Genomic DNA, 19,427 nt, shown 5'->3' on the forward strand with positions numbered 1-19,427 from the left:
AGCCCACCAAATTGGTGCAGACCATTGGATGCGTCGGATATGCTGCTCCTTCCTTGATCTTGAATGCTAGCCCGATTTTAACATAGTTTGTTAAATGCCAAACACTGCCTGAAACTCAAGCAGTGTTTGGCAAATTGATGATTTGATGAATTAGGCTTTAAGGCTTGCTATCAGTTGATCAACCAGCACTTCTTGCCGTACTAACTCGCGGCGGAGCTGAATTTCGGCTTGGGCGGTTTGTAATGCCCGTTCACGAGCTTGGGTCGCCAGTTCTGGCTCACCACAGCGCTTGGCTAGGGCAATCCGTTCTGTCCAACGCTGCGATTCATGGGCGTAGCGTTCGGCTTGACGGCGCGTGCGATCACGTTCAACTGCTAATTGGAGATAGGCCTGTTTAAGCTTGTTCATCACCGCCTGCCTTTTTCAAACGCCGTACCACACGCATCCGACGGGCTGGCTGAGCTGCTTGCTCAGCAATTGGAGCCGGCGTAGGTGCTGGCGTTGGCGCTGGAGTATTGCGGGCTGAAATTGGCCCACGTTCAACCATTTTGTCGCGTGGAGCTGATGCGCGATCATCGAAACCACGACGGTCATCACGGCCACGATTATCGAAACCACGGCGGTCATCACGGCCACGATTATCAAAACCACGGCGGTCGTCGCGGCCACGGTTATCAAAACCACGGCGGTCAAATGAGCCTTGGTTGCTTGGGCGGCGACCGCCAAAGGTGTTTTTAGGGCGATCATCGCCACGATGGGCACGATCAAGCGCTAAGCCACGCTCGCCACGTGGTCGATCATCAAAAAATTCTTCGCGACGATTGGTACGATCAAAGCCGCTGGCATCGCGACGTGGACCACGGTCGCCAAAGCCGCCACCTTCACGACGCGGGCCACGGTCGCCAAAGCCGCCACCTTCACGACGTGGACCACGGTCGCCAAAGCCACCGCCTTCACGGCGGGGGCCACGGTCGCCAAAGCCACCGCCATCGCGGCGGGGACCACGGTCACCGAAATCGCGGCGTGGGCCGTCGCCATCGCGACGCGGGCCGCGTTCGCCAAAACCGCCACCATCGCGGCGGGGACCACGGTCGCCGAAATCGCGGCGTGGGCCGTCGCCATCGCGACGCGGGCCGCGTTCGCCAAAGCCACCACCATCGCGGCGTGGGCCACGGTCGCCGAAATCGCGGCGTGGGCCGTCACCATCACGGCGCGGGCCGCGTTCACCAAAGCCGCCACCTTCACGGCGCGGGCCGCGTTCGCCAAAACCGCCACCATCGCGACGCGGGCCACGGTCGCCAAAATCGCCATCGCGGCGGGGGCCACGGTCGCTAAATCCACCTTCGCGGCGGGGGCCACGGTCGCTAGGGCTGCCGCCATCACGGCGGGGGCCACGGTCGCTAAATCCACCTTCGCGGCGAGGTTCTGGGCGACGGCGTGGGCGATCGGTGGAGCGTTCTTCTTCGATTGAGAAATCTTCAAATGACATTGTATTTTCCTGTGAAGTAAAGTGAGGCGCTCGTTGTAAGCGCGGTTCAACATCAGCCCGACGTTCTACCAACTGTCCAGACCGATCAATCCGCCGAACTTGACGGCGTGGTTTGCCACCCTCGGCGTTTTCTTGTGGGCGTACTGGTGTCCATGCTTTGCTTTGCTTGCCGTGCATACGCAAACGATCAATTTCGGTGGGTGTTAATGCTCGCCATTGGCCTGCTTGTAATTCACCTAAAGTTAGTGGGCCTTCGCGCAGCCGGATCAAGCGGCGGACTTCTAAGCCTAATGCTTCGGCAACCCGCCGAATTTGGCGGTTGCGACCTTCGTGAATAACCACCCGAACCCAAGTTCCATCGGCGGTTTCATTTAACAATTCGATCCATGCAGGTGCTGTTTTGCCATCGTCAAGCTCAACCCCATTGCGCCACTCGCGCAATTGCTCAACTGATGGTGTTTGGTTTAACAAGGCCTGATATTCTTTTTCGACTTCGAACGATGGGTGGGTCAAACGGAACGTGAGATCACCGTCATCGGTCAGCAACAATAGCCCTTCGCTATCGTAATCGAGGCGGCCTACGGGAAATAAACGATTGTGCGATTTGACTAAATCGGCGACGGTTTGGCGGCCTTCAGGGTCATGCAACGTGGTCATGACGCTGCTTGGTTTGTGCAATAAGACGTAATGAAGCTCGGTTGGAGGTGTAATTTGTTCGCCATCAACTCGAATGTCATCTTTATCGGGGTCGATCTGGGTTCCTAATTCGCGTTGAACTCGTCCATTAACCGATACGCGCCCAGCCAACATCAACTCTTCGCAAGCCCGACGTGAATCTACGCCGGCCCGCGCCAAAAACTTATGTAAACGTTCCATTATTACTCCACAGGTCGTGGTTCTACTGTTGGGGTCGTCAGTGCATGCTTGAATGATCGGGAGTACAGCGGACATCCGAACGATAATACGTGCATCAAGCGACGAGGTTCTTCACAGTGGTAGTGCCTCCTAACGGCACCTTTGGCCCATTATAACATAGCTTTAATCAAAATAAGCAAGTGTTAAGCAAAATGCTTAAAAAAGCACTGCTGGCGCACATCCATAGCAGATTATGCGCCAGCAGTTTGTTATTCAATGCTTAATTAGTTTTTGCTGATTACAGGCAAAAATAATTGATATTCTGGCTCAAGTACGAACATGCCACCACCATGATAGCTCAAGCCTACAATCTCCCCACCATGCAGCGCTGGTAGAATCCATGAATCGCGAGCTAGCAGGGTTTCGGCAACAACTTGAGGGTTGCTCGCTTGGCTAATATCGATTTGGCGAATGCTACCATTTTCGCCAATATAGGCACTTGTACCGTCCACAACGATGCCATCAATTAAGCTATCGCCAATGCGACCTGCTGAGGTTGGTTGGCTGGGGTTGCTGATATCGACAATTTCTAAGCCGCCAGTCGTCGCCAAATACACATATTCATCCTGAATCGCTAAATCCATGGCGAACCAATTTTCAGCATATTGGCCGATCATCTGAATGTTATCAGGATTGCTAACATCGAGAATCCGTAATCCACCCTCGTTGTCGGCCACATACACGGTTTGATCGATCACGGCTAATTGGGCGACTTTGCTGGTGTAGAACTGACTATGCTCAACTGGATTGGCCAAATCGCTGAGATCGAAAATTCGCACGCTGCCACCAAGACCTTGATCGTTGATCGATTCGCCAACATAGACCATCGGGCCATTGACTGCAATCGCCGCCGGAAAGCCAGCGGTTGCAAAGAAGCTGACTTGAGTTGGTTCGGTTGGGTCGCTGACATCGATCACATAAATTCCGTGGCTCCAATCGACCAGATACACCAACGAGCCTTGGACAGCAATATCGGTGACGGCGTTACGATCGGTGGTTAAATCGAAGCGGCCAATCACGCTTGGTTGTTGGGGGTTGCGCACATCAACAATGCACAAACCACGACCCCAATCGGCCACATAAGCATAATCGCCAACCACTTGCAATGCTACATTTTCCTTGCAGCCAGGGGTTTCAGTCGCACCGATGCGCGTGGGAGCTTGGCGATTGCTCCAATCGAAGACATTAATTTGGCCTGAACGAGTCAGCACATAGCCAAGGTTTTGCTGGGCAATTAAGGTTGTTGGCCAGCCAAGCACCGTTTCGGAGCTGGCAGCAATTTCGGTCGGCGTGATTGGGTTGGTAATATCCCACGCGTGCAAGGCATAATCTAGCCCAATCATTGTGAGTGTGTTGCCACTTACGGTTAGTTGCAGGCCAGCAACATCATCGGTTTGGTTGATAATGCTTGGGTTGCTGCCATCGCTGATATCAACCACTCGCAGGCCCATTTGAGTATTGACATACGCATAATTAGCGGCAATTTCGATATCTAAAATATCGCCAAGGATGATCGAGCCTTTGAGCGTTGGAGTCATAGGCGTGCTCAAATCGACGATATTCAAGCTATCGAAGCCCGAAAGCCACGATTGAATATTGAGATACACATGATCGCCTTGAACCGTTGCGGCGGCAATCCCATATTGATCGAGTTGATTAACCAATTGTGGTTGGCTGGGGTTGCTCAAATCGAACACCTGCAAGCCATTATCAACTTGCACATAGACATAATCTTGATAGCTGAAAACGCTCATGGCCGATAATTCAAGCGGGTAAAAACTTACAAGTGTTGGCGTTAATGGGGTGGCGAGCGAAAATGTAGCCAAGCCATGTTCACGGCCATAGCCCAAGGCGGCGTACAAATAGCCCTCACCTAGCGCCAAATCTTGCACGGTGGCGGGCAAAAGGCTGCTTTGGTTGGCTAGATTTGGCTGATTGGGATTGTGCAAATCGTAGGTTACGACCCGTGGACCGATGCCAACATAAGCAGCTTGTTCGGTAATGACCATGGTTGAGCTATCACCGCCAAGTTGACCACGAATTGCCAATTGACTTGGGCTTGATTGAGGGCTTTGGGCGGCCAGCGGGGTGGCATGCTGGCTAGCGATTGCTCCAACGGCCAGCATCAGCAGCAAACTACAACGAAAAAAACGACGAACCACTCGTACCTCCAAAGGCAGCATGTCCCGAATACTGCGTCAAGAATGAGGATCTGGTGTTAACCGCAACCAAATTCCCCTCGTGCTTCGCTCAAAACAGCGTGAACCTGCAAGGCATATCAAAGAAACCGCATATGCCAATAGAGCAATAACGTCAGTGATTGAAATAAGTTCCCATTCCGAGAACTGAGGGGTATGAAATCGGCCAAAATTGCTGCGCTATTGGCTGTAGTGGACAAGCGGCAAGGCCTAGAGTATGATGCGACCTACACACGAGCTATCGAGCTTGGAGGGTCGCTGATGTACGAAGAAGTTGCGCGGATTGCTCTGGGTGCAGGAACTGAGGCAGTCCTCTCGCGCATCCAACCGCTTGCTTCTGAATTTGCCCAACCGCTTGAGGAGCTTTACCACCGATGGGGTGAAGATCCGGCGGTCGCTTGGCGTTGGTCGTTTGATATGCACCTACGCCTAGTTGGGTTGCGCTTTAGCCAAGATGTTTGGTACTTGGCCCAAGTGCAGGGACGGCCTGTGAGCGCGATGTTGCTCTGCCGTTCAAAATTCTGTCCACAATTGGGTTCGATTCATCGGGTTTATACGGCTGAGCCATATCGTCGCCGTGGCTTGGCTAGTAAATTGTTGAAGTTGGCGATTAACGATTTTGAGTCCAGCGGCGGCCAAGCGCTGATTATTAGCACTGAACATAATGATAGTGCCATGTCGTTCTATGAGCAGTATCATTTTGTGACGATTAATGAGAGCGAAAGTAGCCGGACTGGCAATCGGATTGCATGGCGCATTAGTGATGGCGATTCGCCCGAAAATTTCCTCAAGCAGTTGTTTGCGCCGAGCACAGCGGTTTTTATGCGCTCCTCGGATCGGGCCGATGTGCCGTTGTTGTTATCATTGTTCAATGCGCCAGATAATCGGATTGTGCGCCATTATGGCTTACAAATGTTGGGCGATGCCAATATTGGAGCCGACGATTTCTTTCCAGCTTTCGAGCAGCAAGAGGGTGATGTGGCGGTTTTGACTGGCCTGACGGCGGCCAGCGGCGCGATTGTTGGTTGGGGTAGCATTATGCCACCAGTTTACCCATGGCCCAACCCTTACTACCAACAACATCAGCTTTTGGTCGATTGCTACTTGGCGGCAGGGCATATGGATCAAGCCTCGGTGTTGTTGAATGAAATGCTGCGCCAATTGCCATCGAACCATTTTGCCAACCAATTGATCGGGCATGTGCCGCTTGATCATCCGGCGTTACCAGCAGCCTACGAGCAAGCTGGTTTCGAGCGAGTTGGCTTTATTCCACGAGCCTATATTGATCCGCGCAGTAATCAAGGCACTGATATAGCGCTGTATCTCCGCGAGCGATAATTCATGCGATTCGTGATTTGTGTTCTTGTTTGTATTCTCTTGTCAAGTTGTGGGGCGGCTAATTCGGCGACGGTAACCCCGCCAGCTGCGGTTGCCCCCAAGCTTGGCGATATTTCGCTGATTATCTCGCGGGGTGGGGATTTGTGGCGTTTCGATTTGCCCGCTAAACAGTGGACGCAATTAACCAACGAAGCGCCCAATGCCTACTCAACCTTCCCTAGTATTGCTCCCGATGGCAAAAGCGTGGTCTATTCGTATCGGCCACCTGTGCCAACTCCCAGTGCTGAGCAACCCTTTGTTGTGCCCGTTAATCATGCCAATCAAATTGCGGTTGATGGCGGAGCCAGTAAATCGTTGTTTGTGCCCGATGGTGGCAAGCGCGATGGTCAGCAAATTTACGATTCACTCGATACGCCTGTTTGGTCGCCTGATGGCAAAACCTTGTATGGGGTGTATCAAACCTTGCGTTTTGATAACGATGGGGTCTTTTTGCAATCAGGCAGCTCAATTGTAGCGATTGATCTTGCTAGTGGTGTGCAACAAACCCTCGTCATGACCGGAACGTTTCCTTCAGTTTCGCCTGATGGCCGTCAATTAGCCTTCGTGCGCACCCGCGACGGCATTTACCCAACCTTGTATCTCTACGATTTGCAAACCAAACAAGAACGGGTGCTGTTTGATCAACCCACGTTGGTGAGTGCCTTAGAAGCACCAATCTGGTCGGCGGATGGTAAAACGATTTATATTGCGGCCAGCCCTTTGACGATTAGCCAACGTCAGCCAAGCTGGGTCGATTGGTTTGTTAAGCCAGCATCTGCCCATGGTTTGGGCTGGCAAGTTTGGTCGGTTGATCTGGCGACAGGTCAAGGCAAGCCCGTCAATAGCGAAATCTTCGAAGATCCACGGATCGTCGTTGATGGTTCGTTGTTGTATATTTGGACATTTTCGGGCCTTTGGCAGATGGATTTGGTCGGTAATCCACCAGTTTTAATCGAAGAGCCAGGCGATATCGGCGGTATGACGCGGGTTCCCTAATGAGAGCATAGAACATAGAACATAGAGCATAGGGATGAGGAGCTAGGTTTTAACATAGAGTCGCAGAGAGCAACTAGCGGTGAGGGATCAGGGATCAGGAAACACGACAAGAATCCAATTTGTAGCTAAAATTATGCTTTGCGATCTTCGCGTCCTTCGCGGTTCCGTTCTTCGTGTCCTTCGTGTTCTTCGTGGATCAATGTTCGCGGTTTCTGACCCCTTTATTCCTCTGCACCTTTAGGTTAAATGTTAATCCACGTCGGATGCTAAGAACGCTAAATAAGGATTTGTCGTGAGTTCAACGATTTTTAGCAATGTAATTACCGTATTGCACGAACCACAGCGCGAGGTCAATATTGGCTCGACGGTACGGGCCTTGCTCAACACTGGCTTTCAGCGCTTGCGCTTGGTTCAGCCAGTCGCCTACTCAATCGAGCGGCTTGACGATATGGCCCATCGCAGTAGTGCATTGGTGAATCAAATTGAAACCTATGCCAGTCTTGGTGAGGCCTTAGCCAATGTGAACTATGTGGTTGGGTTTAGCGGGCGTAGTCGCGGCGAGCGCCAAGCGGTTAGTTTGCCTGAATTTGCGCCAACCTTGGCTGCGCTAGCGGTGACAGCTCCAGTGGCCTTGGTATTTGGTCGCGAAGATCGTGGGCTGGATAACGCCGCAATCGAGCAATGCAGCCAATTAATCAGTATTCCGGTCGATCCAAGTTATCCTTCATTGAATTTGGCTGATGCGGTGCTGTTGGCGTTGTATACGATTCGCGGCTTGGCTACGAGCGTCGAGCCATTGCCTAGCCCTGATTTAGCCGACCAAGCTTCCCACGATCTGCTGCTCAATTTGCTTGACCAACTTTTGACCAAGCTTAAATTTTCGCGCACAGCTGGGCAGCAAGCCAGCGCAGTGCGGGTTATACGTGATCTGCTGGCTCGTTCAAGGCCTAGCCCAAGCGAAATTGCCCTCGTAACCGCAATCTGCCGCAAAATGTTGGCAACGCTTCCAACGCATTAAAAATTGCGGTGCCTTCTTGCAAAAAGCCGACAATTGCTCTACACTCATTCGGCACGACGACTGCAATGAGGCACGCTGGTTATGATCGATACAAGCGCTCCGAGCGCAGCTATTCTCGCGATTCTTCAGAATGATAATGCAGTGGCGCAGGCGCAGGAACTTCGGGCGTTTGGCGCAACTTGGCAAAGCCAGAACGCAGATCCGCAAATGCTGACCAAACTTGGCATCGAAGCCGCTACCCAAGCTCGGCTTGATCCCAGTGCGGTGGTAACCGATCTCTTACTTGGCTATGCTGCCGCCCGCGAGGAGCAACGTACTCGCCACTGGCAAAACCACTTGATGCGCCGCGTACAGCAGTTGGATGGCTTGCATCGCATTATTAGCGCCGCTAACTCAACCCTCGATATTGATGCCTCACTCCAAACAGTCGTCGATACGGTCAGCGATGTGATGCGGGTTGATGTCTGCTCGATTTATCTCTTTGATCAGCATCGGCGCATGTTGCGTTTGGTCGCGACGCGTGGGCTGAATCCCAAGGCGATTGGCACGGTCGAGGTAGAAATCGGTGTAGGCGTGACTGGTTGGGCTGGCGAATTGGGCAAGCCTGTGGCGATTTTTGATGTGCGCAATGAGCCACGCTACCAACTTGAGCCGCTGCTCGAAGAATGGCATTTTCGCTCGCTGTTGGCAGTGCCAGTGATTTTATTTGCCAGCGAACGCCACCATATCGAAACCCTGCAAGGCGTGATTACGGTCCAAAATCGCGATCCGCATGAATTTTCCCAAGAGCAAACCTCATATCTCGAGGTTGTGGCGGGGGAAATTGCGCTCTCAATCGCCAATGCCCAAATGTATCAACAAACTGATGCCCGTTTACACCAAAAAATTCGTGAATTAACCACCTTACAACGCGTAACGGCGGCACTAGCATCAACCTTGGATGTTGATACGTTGCTGCATTTGATTGTGGAGCAAGCTGTCAAGATTGCCGACGTTGATCGCACCGATATTTTCCAGGTGCGCCCCAACAACAAGGTGAAAATGTTGGCTTCGTATGGGCCTGGCCGCACTTCTGGCGTAGAAGATATGATCGTGCAGGTGATTCGTGAGCATCGCGCGATTGCCGTGCCAAATGCCTATACCGACGAACGTTGGTCGGGAGTGCAGGCGATTGCCTATCGCGAGGGCTTTCATTCGTTGTTTGCCCTGCCGATGCGCACGGGCAACCGCATTATTGGGGCATTGTGTTTTTATAGCTATGCGCCGCGCCATATTGAATATGAGCAGGTGCAATTGCTCACCACCTTTGCCGATGAAGGCGCAATTGCCATAGAAAATGCCCGCTTGTACGAAGAAACCCAGCGCAATCTGACGATCAAATCAACCTTGCTGCAAGAAATTCATCATCGCGTGCGCAACAATTTACAAACAATCTCGGCGTTGTTACAAATGCAAGCGCGGCGTTTGAACACCGAAACTGAGGGTCGGCAAGCACTTGATGATAGTGTGCGCCGCATCCATGCAATTGCCGCAGTTCATAATTTGCTCAGCCACGATGGCGAAGGCCAAACCACGGTGCAAGATATTGCCAAGCAAATTGCCGAAAATATTCAGATGAGCCTACCAAGCGAAACGCCAGTTGAGTTTTTGATCACTGGCGATTCAGTTTCGGTCAATGCGCGGGCGGCCACCGTGCTGGCGATCGTGATCAACGAATTGGTGCATAATGCGCTTGATCATGGTCTGAGCGCTGAAGGCGGCATTATTGGCATCGACGGCTGGATGGAAAACGAAGAACAGGCTTGTGTTCAAGTGCGCGACGATGGTCCAATCCGACCTGAGCCAGTCAAACGCCGTGTAAGCACTGGACTGGGTTTGGGAATTATCGAAACCCTCGTCAACACCGACCTTGGCGGCAAATTTGAGTTCAAACGTGAAACTGAATGGACACGGGCATTAATTACCTTCGCGCCTGATGAGTTGGATGATTAAGCAAGCATGACCCAGCTATCGTTAATTTGCACAGTTAAAAACGAGGCCGATAACATCGCCGATTTGCTAGATTCGATGTTGGCACAAAGCCGCCAGCCCGATGAAATTGTGGTCAATGATTGCGGCTCAACCGACTCAACTGCTGCGATTGTTCAAACCTATATTGAGCGGGGTGCACCAATTCGCTTGGTCCATGGCGGTTTTAATATCTCTTCTGGTCGGAATAACGCTATTTTGCATGCCCAAGGCGACTTAATTGCCTCGACCGATGCTGGTTTAGCACTCGATCGCACATGGCTTGAACGAATTGTCGCACCACTCGAAGCAGATCAAGCAGATTTGGTGGCTGGGTTTTACCAAGCAGCACCGCGCAGCGATCTGGAAACCGCGATCGGCGCGACCAACTATCCTTTGGCCGAAGAAGTTGATTCAAGCCGATTTTTGGCGGCAGGGCAATCGGTGGCCTTTCGCAAAGTTGTGTGGCAAACCGTGGGCGGCTATCCCGAATGGCTCGACCATTGCGAAGATTTGGTGTTTGATCGGGCGGCAGTGGCGGCGGGTTTTCGCAGCACAGCGGTGCTCGATGCAGTTGTGCATTTTCAGCCGCGCTCAAGTTTTCGTGCCCTCTTTCGCCAATATTTCTTCTATGCACGCGGAGATGGGGTTGCCAACCTTTGGCCGTTACGCCATGCGATTCGCTATGCCACCTATCTCGGTCTACTCCTTTTGATCCGCAACCTGCCCCAACGCCCAGGGCTCTTCGGTGTTTTAAGTTTGGGGATTGCTGGCTACACCCGCAAACCCTATCGACGGTTATGGCGAGCAACCAAAGGCTGGTCATTAACTCGCCGCAGCAAAACCTTGAGTTTACCGCCATTAATTCGTATAGTTGGCGATCTTGCCAAAATGCTCGGCTACCCGGTTGGCTGGCTGGTACGCTTGCGCAAACCAACAAATGGCTGATTGACAAGCAGCAACAACCTTTGATAGCATCGATTTCTCTGGATTTTGAAGAAATAGGAGGATACCGATGCGTTATCGTCGCGGGTTGGCGTGTTTATTACTTGGCTTGGTTGGCTGTAGCAGTGCTACCACGCCCACCAGCCAACCCCAGCCAACCACCAATGTGATTGCCGCTGAGCCTACCATCCTACCAGCAGCAACAATTATTCCCACTGTAGCTGCAACGATGGCCCCAAGCCCCGAAGTGATGAGTGAACTCCTGCCCCAGCCGTTGTATGCGATTTCATCACAGCCCAATGGGGTGCAAATTATGCGCCTGGAAACTGATGGCAACACCCTCACGTCGATCACAAACGAGCCTAATGGCGTGTTTGATTATCATGTCAGCACGCTTGGCCAAATTGCCTACATTGCCGATAATGATCTGATTCTGGTTGATGGCTTGGGTCAAAATCGCCAAATTTTGGTGGATGGCCCAACGATTGACCCACAAGCAGATACCAACATTATGCATCGTGATCAATTGAATACGCCACGTTGGTCGCCTGATGGCAGTTCGATTGCCTTTTCATGGGGCGGTTTGCAAATCTACAATTTGATCACTGGCGAGCAAACGCTGCTGCAACCCCACACCAGTAGCAGCGATTCAGCGCTTGCCGACATTTACGATTACTCGGTGTTGTATGGCCCCAATAGTTGGTCGCCCGATGGTACAACCATTCTGGCTAATGCTGGTTTCGTGCCTGAGGGTGGCAATTTGGTGCTGTTTGATTTAACCACATCTGAGCCATTAACAATCACAATTGATGGCAATTATCCATGTTGCCATGTTGCTTGGGAGCCAGATGGCAGCGCAATCAACGTCACCAACGAAGCATTTGGCATGTTTCCAACTGGCTGGTGGCATATCAATCCGAGCACTGGCGAATCGAAGGCATTAATTGATGGCGATAATGTTGAGCCATTTCAGCCAGTTTCGAGTGTTTTCATGCAGCCCGATGGTAGTCACTTAGCCTTTGTGGGCACGGTCAACAGCAGCGATCCTATGCAGATTTCGGCTCCTTTGACCTTGAGCCAAGTTGGGCTTGATGGCACAATTACCGCTTTGCGCCAAGATAGTCAAACGGTTGGCAGTGTCCTATGGTCGCCTGATGGCAGCGGGGCAGTGATTGTGCCTTCGATGATGGCCGAAACCCAACTCCAATGGGTTCCGAGCAATGCTAGCCCAGTGGCTAATTTGGCCTTGAGCGGGGCTAATATGCAATGGGCAACGACCTTAGATCAGTAATTCAAAAAACTGCCACACTCAATATACTGGGTGTGGCAGGATTCTTTAATCGGCATTACGTTTTTCAGGTTCATCGAGAGTTACCGGCGCAGCGTGCAAACCATCACGATCAACATACAGTGGCGGAGTTGGCATTGTGCCATGTTCAAGGGCTGGGTTAGCTGCAACTGGCGGCACAACCGTAGCGTCGGATGCTTGTTCGCCAACGTAGGTACGCTCAAATTCATCAGCATCTTTAAATAATGGCTCACTCATAACAGACTCCTAAGCTAAATATCAAACCCTTATAGCCCAAGCTATAGCAGAAAATGCACCACGCCAGCATTTTTCGGCTATACTAGCAAGTACCTTAATGATTGAGCTTCATCAAAGGAGGCTCCTAGATGTATCGTCAACGCAACTCTGGTTGTATTAGTAGTTTGTTTTTTCTGCTCATCGGAGCACTTGGAATTATGGTCGTGCTGTCAATTACGGGCCTTTTCGATCCAATTGGCCTGTGGTTTACCAAACCGCAAACCGTCAATAATGCCCAAGGCCCAGCGATTGTGCAACAATTACGTGCTCGTGACGAGTGGATCACCTTTTCGTATCAGGCCGATCAAGTGATCGAGGCGCGGAGTGAAGGCAACTTCTTCCAAGAATTGCTCTATGGCGATCGAATTCTGTTGCAGGCTCGTGGCGAAGTAGCTGCTGGCATCGACATGAGCGAACTCCGCGATGATCAGATTGTGATCGAAGGCAAGTCGATTAAAATTACTTTGCCACCAGCTCGGATCATCTACTCGCGCCTCGATAATCAGGCGACGCGGGTTTACGATCGTGAACAAGGTTGGCTGAGTCGTGGTGATATCAATCTCGAAAGTGGTGCTCGTAATTTTGCTGAACAATCAATTATCGCCAATGCTTGCGAAAGCGGCGTGCTTGATCGGGCTGCGGTTGAAGCTCAAAAAAATGTCAGCGATTTGCTCTATGCTGTCGATTATACCAACGTGACGGTGATTGTGAGCAAAGTTGGCGATTGTGCTGGTAGTGCCAATCAAATGGCTACCCAACAGCCCAATGCAATTGAACCAACAGCGCCAGCCAATGTCCCAACGAATAGCACCGCCCAACCCAGCGTTGCCCCAACCCCAACCAGTAGTGGTGGTAGTCTTTCGGGAACTGCTGTTCCAATTAAACCTTAAAGTGCTTAACACTAGAATTTGATGGAGTTATGTTAGAACTTACTTTTGATGCTGATGCACGGGCGTTATACGCCTATTTTACCGATATTAACGAAGGCGATGATGCCAGCCAGCTGGAAATTCCAGGGGTCTTTTTATTAGATGCTGCTGGGCAGATTGTTGGCGTGCGGTTGCAATTGGCTTCAGCACCGAAAAAGAGCTTTTTGCAATATGCCCAAGGCTTTGAAGAATTAAGCTACGACGAGGCAGCCCAGCAACTTACCCTTAGCTTTGGCCAGCACGTTGTTGCTACAACCGAAGAGTTGCCCTACGACGCGATTGTTGACCTTGATCGCAAAGGCCGTGCTTTGGGCCTTGAAGTTCAAGCGATGATCGAATTTGGCCTTAACGAACGCCTCGAAGTGCTTAATCCATGGCTGGTGGCCTTCGATGAAGAGTCCGACGATGAGTTTGAGGCCGATGAAGATGCTGACGACGAGCAAGCAGCTGCCAAACTTGAGGTTAAAGCTGAACCCACGGCTGAAGACGAGGACGAAGCTGGACCAGCCGTTCATCAGCCAATCAAACTCAACCCAAACTTGCCCAAGCCCTTGCTGCCAACCGATCAAGAAGTGCATAGCGGTTTTGTCGCTTTGGTTGGCAAGCCCAACGTTGGCAAATCAACCTTATTGAATGCCTATCTTGGTCAAAAGGTCTCGATTGTTTCGCCAAAACCGCAAACTACCCGCGTGCCTGTGCGTGGGATTCTCAACGGCCCCAATGCCCAGATTATTTTTGTGGATACCCCAGGCATTCACAAACCTCGCCATAAACTTGGTAACTTTATGGTCGATGTGGCCAAACGCGCAGTACCAAATGCCGATGTGATCTGTTTTATGGTCGATATTACCGTGCCACCCAACCGCATGGATCGTGAAATTGCCCAGATGGTCTTGCTCTCACGCAAGCCACATATTTTGGTGCTTAACAAAGTCGATGCCACTGATGAAGCCGATAAGCATCTGCAAGAATATCGCGACCTTGCGCCGTGGGAGATGGAAGTGGCGGTTTCGGCCCGTGATAAATTGGGTATGGAAACCTTGCTAGCCGAAATTGTTCAGCGCTTGCCGGTTGGCCATCGACTCTACCCCGAAGATCAACTTTCCGATGTGTCCGAGCGCAGCTTGGTTGCCGAGATGATTCGTGAAAAAGTCATGCTCAACACCGAGGAAGAAATTCCCCATTCAATCGCAGTCGAAGTTGAAGAATGGGAAGATCGCGGCAAGGTTGTTTACATTCGCGCCAATATTTCGGTCGAAAAAGATTCGCAAAAAGGCATCATCATTGGTGCAGGTGGCTCGATGCTGCGCAAAATCGGCGCAACCTCACGCTTCGAAATCGAGCGCTCACTTGGCCGCCAAATCTATCTCGACCTCTGGATCAAGGTGCGCGAGAATTGGCGACAAAAGCCCAATGAGCTTCGTTGGCTCGGCTACGACGTGAAATTCTTCAGGGATTAACCCCTATAGGCTAACCCTTTGTGGACAAATGGCGGGGGATATGCATCCCCCGTTTGAGGTATTTTATGCCATACTACAATGTATGGTATTTTTTTTGTAATCCATGAGGCGGCCTATGCACGATGTTGAGCGAATCCGTCAGAAAATTATTAATTTACAAGCCCGCCGTGCCCAAGAAAGCGACCAAGATTTGATCGAGGCGCTTGATCAGATGATTGGGCAACATCAACACCAACTAAGTTTGTTGGCTCAACAAGCTGCCGCTGTGCTCGAACCACCAGCCCCTGCCGCTACCCAAGGCCAAGTCTATGGTTCGAGCGTGATGACCAATCTTGGCCATGTCTGGATCAACCAAGTTTTTAATGCGCCCTTGAGCACTGGTGAACGCACTGATCAATTGATTTTGCACTATCTGGCTCATGTTCAGGGCAATGCTGATCGCCTAGTGTTGGGCACTGATGTGCAAGATAGCGATCAAGAGCGTATGTCGTTGCAGCGAGTGTTTACCATGCTGCAAGCCGACTTTTATGGGCCGATTGCTGGCGATGCCTTGTTGCAATCGTTGCTGTTGGGTAGCTCACAGCCACGCCCGCAATTACAAGATTCGATTCTCAAGGCGCTCAACCAAATTCAACATCAGCGTTCAGTGATTTTGGGCGTGCCTGGTGGTGGCAAAACGACGGTGGTTTCATACTTGGCTTCGGCTCAAGCGGCGGCCTTGCTTGACCCAGGCAAAGCTGAATTTTTGCATAGCCAAGGTTGGATGCACACTAAACTTGTGCCAGTGCGCGTGCGGCTCAAACATGTCCAACCACCAGCCGACCCTGAGCAACAAACTGCCGCCGCTTTTTGGGAAGTTGTGACCGAATTGCAATTGGCTGGGCGTTTTGGCCAACGCGCCATCAATAGCGATGTCGGCTTTCAGCGCATCGAAGTTGAGCGCCAACAACGCCTGCAAGATGCAATTGAAGAATTATTGATCAATGGCAATGGCTTGTTGCTGCTCGATGGACTTGATGAAGTGCAGCCCGAACATCTTGCCGCTGTCAAACGCTGTATCGAACATGCTCAGCGCATGTTTCACAAAAGCCGAATTATTGTCACATGTCGGGTATTTGATTATGAGCATCCATTGCCGCCGCCGTTTCCCTCGCGCCAGCTCTACGATTGGCCGACAATTCAGTTGATGCCGTTTGATCTCACCGCTCAACATGTGTATATCACCAATTACTATAGCGAATTGGGGCGTTTGCATGCCTCACACGCTGATATTGTCAGCATTCGTAAAAAGCATGCCAAACTGCATGCCGAGTTGATGAAATCGGGGATGCTGCATGAACTGACACGCACACCGTTGCTTTTGGCGCTGACCGTGCATGTGAATATGGTGCACACTGATTTGCCCGAGAGCGAAGGCAAATTGTTGCACATTTGTATCGACGAATTGCTTAAACGCCGTGCGCCTGAGGCTATCGCCGTTTCGCTTGAAGATTTGTATGACTTGGTTGCCTTGTTGGGCTATTATGCCCATAGCCAGGAGGAAATTCAGGGCAAAGCGTTGCTTAGTTTGCAGCAAATCAATATGGTGGTACAGCGTTATTATAGTGATCGCTATCCGCATCCCAATCAAATTCATATGCTCTCGCAGGCGGTTGGTAATGCAACCTTGCGCTTGATCAATAGCAATGGCTTGCTGCAAGAGGCCAGCAATAATCAACAAGATAATCCGCATTATGATTTTGCCCATCGGTTGTTTCAGCAATTTTTGGCGGGCATGTATTTGCTCAATCAAGAGCGCCATGACGAATGTATTGAACGGGCTGGCAGCGAGCATTGGCGGGTTTGCTTGCACTATATGGCCAATTTTGCCCCCTACATTCAAAAGCAAAGCTTCATTTTTGGGGTGATTCAAGATTTATTGGGTGGTATGCCCGATGAACAGGTGCAAGGCTCGCACCTGCTTTTGGCGATAGGTAAAGCGAAGGTTGCCAGTGCTGGGCGGCGCAATTTATGGCAACAAGCGGTTAATCATCTCAAAAATATTGGCGGTTTGAGTGGCAGTAGCCGTGGGGTCCGGCGTTGGGCTCCACCACGCATCGCCTTTCCCACCCGTTTGCGGGCGGCCTTAGTGCTGGGCGCAATCGGCGATACCCGCTTTATTGGTGAAGATGGCGCACTCATTGCGCTGACGGAGCGGGTTGTTTGCATTCATGCTGGCAGCGTTGAGCTGGAAGATCCGCATGCCCGCCCTCAAACCTATAGCGTTGAGCGTTTTTGGATGAGCCGCTATCTTTTGACCAACTTTGAGTATAGCCAATTTATTGCTGCTCGTGGGTATTTGGATGATCAGTGGTGGCAGAACGACGATGCGCGGCATTGGCGACGGGGTGATCCTTCGTGGCTGCATGGCTTGCCACCGTGGGCGGCTCCGCGCCGCTTGCCCGATTTATGGCATAACGAACGTTTCAATCACCCAACCCAGCCAATTGTTGGAGTTAATTGGTACGAAGCGAATGCCTTTTGTGCTTGGCTCACGGTGCAACTACGGCCTCAACTTGATGCGCTTGGGCCAAATTTGGTGGTACGCTTGCCCAGTGAGGCTGAATGGCAGCTTGCCGCCAGCCAACATAGCGAACGCGAGTACCCTTGGGGCGATGAATGGCGCAACGATCATGCTAACACCAGTGAAAGCGAGCTTGAGCAACCGACTCCGGTGGGCATGTTTCCCTATGGCACATGGAGCGATGGCCCAATGGATTTAGCAGGTAACGTTTGCGAATGGACCAATAGCATCAATCGCGATCCTGAACTTGACCCACAAACGACGCGTAATCGCCGTTTGCAACATCGCGATTTGATGGTCGCTGTGCGTGGTGGTTCATGGTTTCATAATCGCTATTTTGCGCGTTGTCGTTCGCGCTTGCAGCATCGCCCATTTAGCCATGGCCCAAATATTGGTGTGCGCTTGATTATCGGTCACGCCGAATAAAGGAACTGAGATTTATGCAACTTTCAATGTTAGAGCAAATGAGCACCCAAAATTTGTATGATTTACGTGAGCAGCATCGCAAAAATTTGAGCATGCTGGCGCAACAAGCTGGGCAATGGGGTGCTGGTAGCGTGCCTGCCGAAACCCAAGCCCAAATCAGCCAGACTCAAGCGATGATCGAGCAAATTAATCTGGTGCTGGGGCAACGTGGTCACAACCATCAAACTGATCCTGCGCGGGGAGCTTCGTTGCAGGCGGTGCTTGAGCATTATCGCCAGCAAGCGCCAATTCAAAATAGTGGCACGGTTAATCTCAATAATAGCTCAGTGTATGGAGTGGTTGCAGGGGTTAATACGGGCACAATTACGGTAAATCAACAAAATGGTCAAGCTTCTTCAAGTTTGCAACAAGCAGCCGATATGATTCAGCATTTATTGCCGATGGCTCGTAGCCAACGCAGCCCATTTCGTCATGCGCTGAGCGATGCTGAAGTAGCGGTGGGCGATGCGCTCAAAGCTCAGCGCAATGGTAATGATTCACAGCGCTTAATCCAACAAGCTCGTGCCGATTTAGAAGAATTTGCCCAATATCCTGAGGTTGATCAATTATTATCGTTGTTGCGCTAAACCTGATAAATCCCCTCTGACATGCCCTCACCCCTTACCTGCACGCGAGGCGAATCAGCCTAACATGACGGGTGGAATACCCCTCGCCCGCCGCAGTGGGCGAGGGGTTGGGATGAGGGCTATGAAAAGATTCAAACTTCTAAATCTTACTGGCCGCGATCTTCAAAAATCGCCGTGCGCACGCCCGCCCAGCGTTCGCGGATCATGCCTGCGAGGGTGCGTAAGCCCCAATGTTCAGCCCGTTTGATGCCGGTGCTGAAGGCCGCCATATTGTTGGCACGACAGCTGGCTTGGGCCGATTCGCGCAGAATTGGGGTGAGGAAGGCTTGAGCACCACGATTCGCGGCCTCTTGCACGAGGGTTGGGGTAATTTGGTTAACAATCGCTACCTTACGAATTGATTGAACGTTATTTTCCCAAACCTCATCGACCCCGCCATACATATCCATGACGAGTCGTCGCCATTCGGCAGTTGTTACAGGCTTGGGCAGATCGCCGACCATGCCCAAGGGACGGCCACTTTTATCAGCCATAGGTGAGCGCCCGCGTAAGCCCAAAACTTCCGCCATGCGTGGCACAAAGCCAATCGTCAAGCGTTCATCAAAGGGTGCGCCAGCGTAGAGCACCCCACGGGTTGGCGGCACTGTATCGCGATCAAGCTGTTGCGGGCGATGCAAAAAGATCGCGTCGAGATCTTCGTGTTCAAGCCATGATGGCAAGGTAGGCCATGGATCGAGCGCAAAGCCCATGCGGCGAATAGGCCGCACCGACGAAATATAGATCGTACCCCGTTCTTCACTTGGAAAATACTCGGTCTCTAAGATGGTTTGCAAGAAGGTTGAAAGTTCAGCGAGGTTTGGCATGATCCAGACTCCAAGTAACAACAAAAGGAA

15 protein-coding genes are annotated in these 19,427 nt (G+C 51.5%); 10 read left to right on the forward strand and 5 right to left on the reverse strand.

The window, feature by feature from the left end; all coding sequences use genetic code 11:
* Positions 1–150 precede the first annotated feature (150 nt).
* From LCH85_09415 to LCH85_09425, 3 genes are all read right to left on the reverse strand, one after another.
* Positions 151–408, reverse strand: a complete 258-nt coding sequence (locus tag LCH85_09415) for a hypothetical protein (GenBank protein MCA0352202.1) — start codon at positions 406–408, stop codon at positions 151–153.
* The gene (locus LCH85_09420; GenBank protein MCA0352203.1) at positions 395–2,365 is read right to left on the reverse strand and encodes a pseudouridine synthase; all 1,971 of its coding nucleotides are present in this window, start codon (positions 2,363–2,365) and stop codon (positions 395–397) included. Before LCH85_09420 ends, LCH85_09415 begins: the two co-directional genes overlap by 14 nt.
* Before the next feature lie 263 nt (positions 2,366–2,628).
* Positions 2,629–4,566 carry a hypothetical protein gene (locus LCH85_09425; GenBank protein ID MCA0352204.1) on the reverse strand — a complete coding sequence of 646 codons (1,938 nt, stop codon included), beginning with the start codon at positions 4,564–4,566 and terminating at the stop codon, positions 2,629–2,631.
* Between the two features lie 297 nt (positions 4,567–4,863).
* Between LCH85_09425 and LCH85_09430 the strand changes: the two genes are divergently transcribed.
* From LCH85_09430 to LCH85_09455, 6 genes are all read left to right on the forward strand, one after another.
* Positions 4,864–5,940, forward strand: coding sequence for a GNAT family N-acetyltransferase (locus LCH85_09430; protein ID MCA0352205.1), 1,077 nt, complete (start codon positions 4,864–4,866; stop codon positions 5,938–5,940).
* Between the two features lie 3 nt (positions 5,941–5,943).
* The gene (locus tag LCH85_09435) at positions 5,944–6,975 is read left to right on the forward strand and encodes a hypothetical protein (protein MCA0352206.1); all 1,032 of its coding nucleotides are present in this window, start codon (positions 5,944–5,946) and stop codon (positions 6,973–6,975) included.
* A 292-nt stretch (positions 6,976–7,267) separates the two neighbouring features.
* Entirely contained in the window at positions 7,268–7,993 is a 726-nt protein-coding gene (locus LCH85_09440) for an RNA methyltransferase (GenBank protein MCA0352207.1), read from the forward strand.
* Between the two features lie 81 nt (positions 7,994–8,074).
* A complete protein-coding gene (locus LCH85_09445; GenBank protein ID MCA0352208.1) occupies positions 8,075–9,985 on the forward strand; it encodes a GAF domain-containing protein in 1,911 nt (636 codons plus the stop codon).
* A 6-nt stretch (positions 9,986–9,991) separates the two neighbouring features.
* A complete protein-coding gene (locus tag LCH85_09450) occupies positions 9,992–10,948 on the forward strand; it encodes a glycosyltransferase (GenBank protein ID MCA0352209.1) in 957 nt (318 codons plus the stop codon).
* Positions 10,949–11,015: 67 nt separating this feature from the next.
* Positions 11,016–12,236 (forward strand): hypothetical protein, encoded by a 1,221-nt coding sequence (locus tag LCH85_09455; protein ID MCA0352210.1) that lies wholly within the window; start codon positions 11,016–11,018, stop codon positions 12,234–12,236.
* Between the two features lie 45 nt (positions 12,237–12,281).
* Here LCH85_09455 and LCH85_09460 read toward each other — a convergent pair whose 3' ends face one another.
* Entirely contained in the window at positions 12,282–12,491 is a 210-nt protein-coding gene (locus tag LCH85_09460) for a hypothetical protein (protein MCA0352211.1), read from the reverse strand.
* 128 nt (positions 12,492–12,619) lie between these two features.
* On the opposite strand from LCH85_09460, the gene LCH85_09465 reads away from it, so the two are divergent.
* From LCH85_09465 to LCH85_09480, 4 genes are all read left to right on the forward strand, one after another.
* Positions 12,620–13,420: a DUF4230 domain-containing protein gene (locus LCH85_09465; protein ID MCA0352212.1), complete on the forward strand. Its 801-nt coding sequence runs from the start codon at positions 12,620–12,622 to the stop codon at positions 13,418–13,420.
* Positions 13,421–13,449: 29 nt separating this feature from the next.
* On the forward strand, positions 13,450–14,919 hold the full coding sequence (gene era / locus LCH85_09470; protein ID MCA0352213.1) for a GTPase Era: 1,470 nt from the start codon (positions 13,450–13,452) through the stop codon (positions 14,917–14,919).
* Positions 14,920–15,034: 115 nt separating this feature from the next.
* The gene (locus LCH85_09475) at positions 15,035–17,908 is read left to right on the forward strand and encodes an SUMF1/EgtB/PvdO family nonheme iron enzyme (protein ID MCA0352214.1); all 2,874 of its coding nucleotides are present in this window, start codon (positions 15,035–15,037) and stop codon (positions 17,906–17,908) included.
* Between the two features lie 14 nt (positions 17,909–17,922).
* Positions 17,923–18,534 (forward strand): hypothetical protein, encoded by a 612-nt coding sequence (locus tag LCH85_09480; protein MCA0352215.1) that lies wholly within the window; start codon positions 17,923–17,925, stop codon positions 18,532–18,534.
* Between the two features lie 146 nt (positions 18,535–18,680).
* On the opposite strand, the gene LCH85_09485 is transcribed toward LCH85_09480, so the two are convergent.
* A complete protein-coding gene (locus tag LCH85_09485; GenBank protein MCA0352216.1) occupies positions 18,681–19,397 on the reverse strand; it encodes a Nif3-like dinuclear metal center hexameric protein in 717 nt (238 codons plus the stop codon).
* Positions 19,398–19,427 lie beyond the last annotated feature (30 nt).

The sequence above is a fragment of the Chloroflexota bacterium genome, from assembly GCA_020161265.1.
In the GTDB taxonomy this organism is placed as follows: domain Bacteria; phylum Chloroflexota; class Chloroflexia; order Chloroflexales; family Herpetosiphonaceae; genus Herpetosiphon.

Bases quoted from the DNA above. Each gene is read 5' to 3' on its own strand.
- LCH85_09455 (MCA0352210.1), top strand. From the start codon at position 11,016: ATGCGTTATCGTCGCGGGTTGGCGTGTTTATTACTTGGCTTGGTTGGC.
- LCH85_09420 (MCA0352203.1), bottom strand. From the start codon at position 2,365: ATGGAACGTTTACATAAGTTTTTGGCGCGGGCCGGCGTAGATTCACGT.
- LCH85_09460 (MCA0352211.1), bottom strand. From the start codon at position 12,491: ATGAGTGAGCCATTATTTAAAGATGCTGATGAATTTGAGCGTACCTAC.
- LCH85_09415 (MCA0352202.1), bottom strand. From the start codon at position 408: ATGAACAAGCTTAAACAGGCCTATCTCCAATTAGCAGTTGAACGTGAT.
- LCH85_09475 (MCA0352214.1), top strand. From the start codon at position 15,035: ATGCACGATGTTGAGCGAATCCGTCAGAAAATTATTAATTTACAAGCC.
- LCH85_09430 (MCA0352205.1), top strand. From the start codon at position 4,864: ATGTACGAAGAAGTTGCGCGGATTGCTCTGGGTGCAGGAACTGAGGCA.
- LCH85_09435 (MCA0352206.1), top strand. From the start codon at position 5,944: ATGCGATTCGTGATTTGTGTTCTTGTTTGTATTCTCTTGTCAAGTTGT.
- LCH85_09485 (MCA0352216.1), bottom strand. From the start codon at position 19,397: ATGCCAAACCTCGCTGAACTTTCAACCTTCTTGCAAACCATCTTAGAG.
- era (MCA0352213.1), top strand. From the start codon at position 13,450: ATGTTAGAACTTACTTTTGATGCTGATGCACGGGCGTTATACGCCTAT.
- LCH85_09445 (MCA0352208.1), top strand. From the start codon at position 8,075: ATGATCGATACAAGCGCTCCGAGCGCAGCTATTCTCGCGATTCTTCAG.
- LCH85_09465 (MCA0352212.1), top strand. From the start codon at position 12,620: ATGTATCGTCAACGCAACTCTGGTTGTATTAGTAGTTTGTTTTTTCTG.
- LCH85_09480 (MCA0352215.1), top strand. From the start codon at position 17,923: ATGCAACTTTCAATGTTAGAGCAAATGAGCACCCAAAATTTGTATGAT.
- LCH85_09450 (MCA0352209.1), top strand. From the start codon at position 9,992: ATGACCCAGCTATCGTTAATTTGCACAGTTAAAAACGAGGCCGATAAC.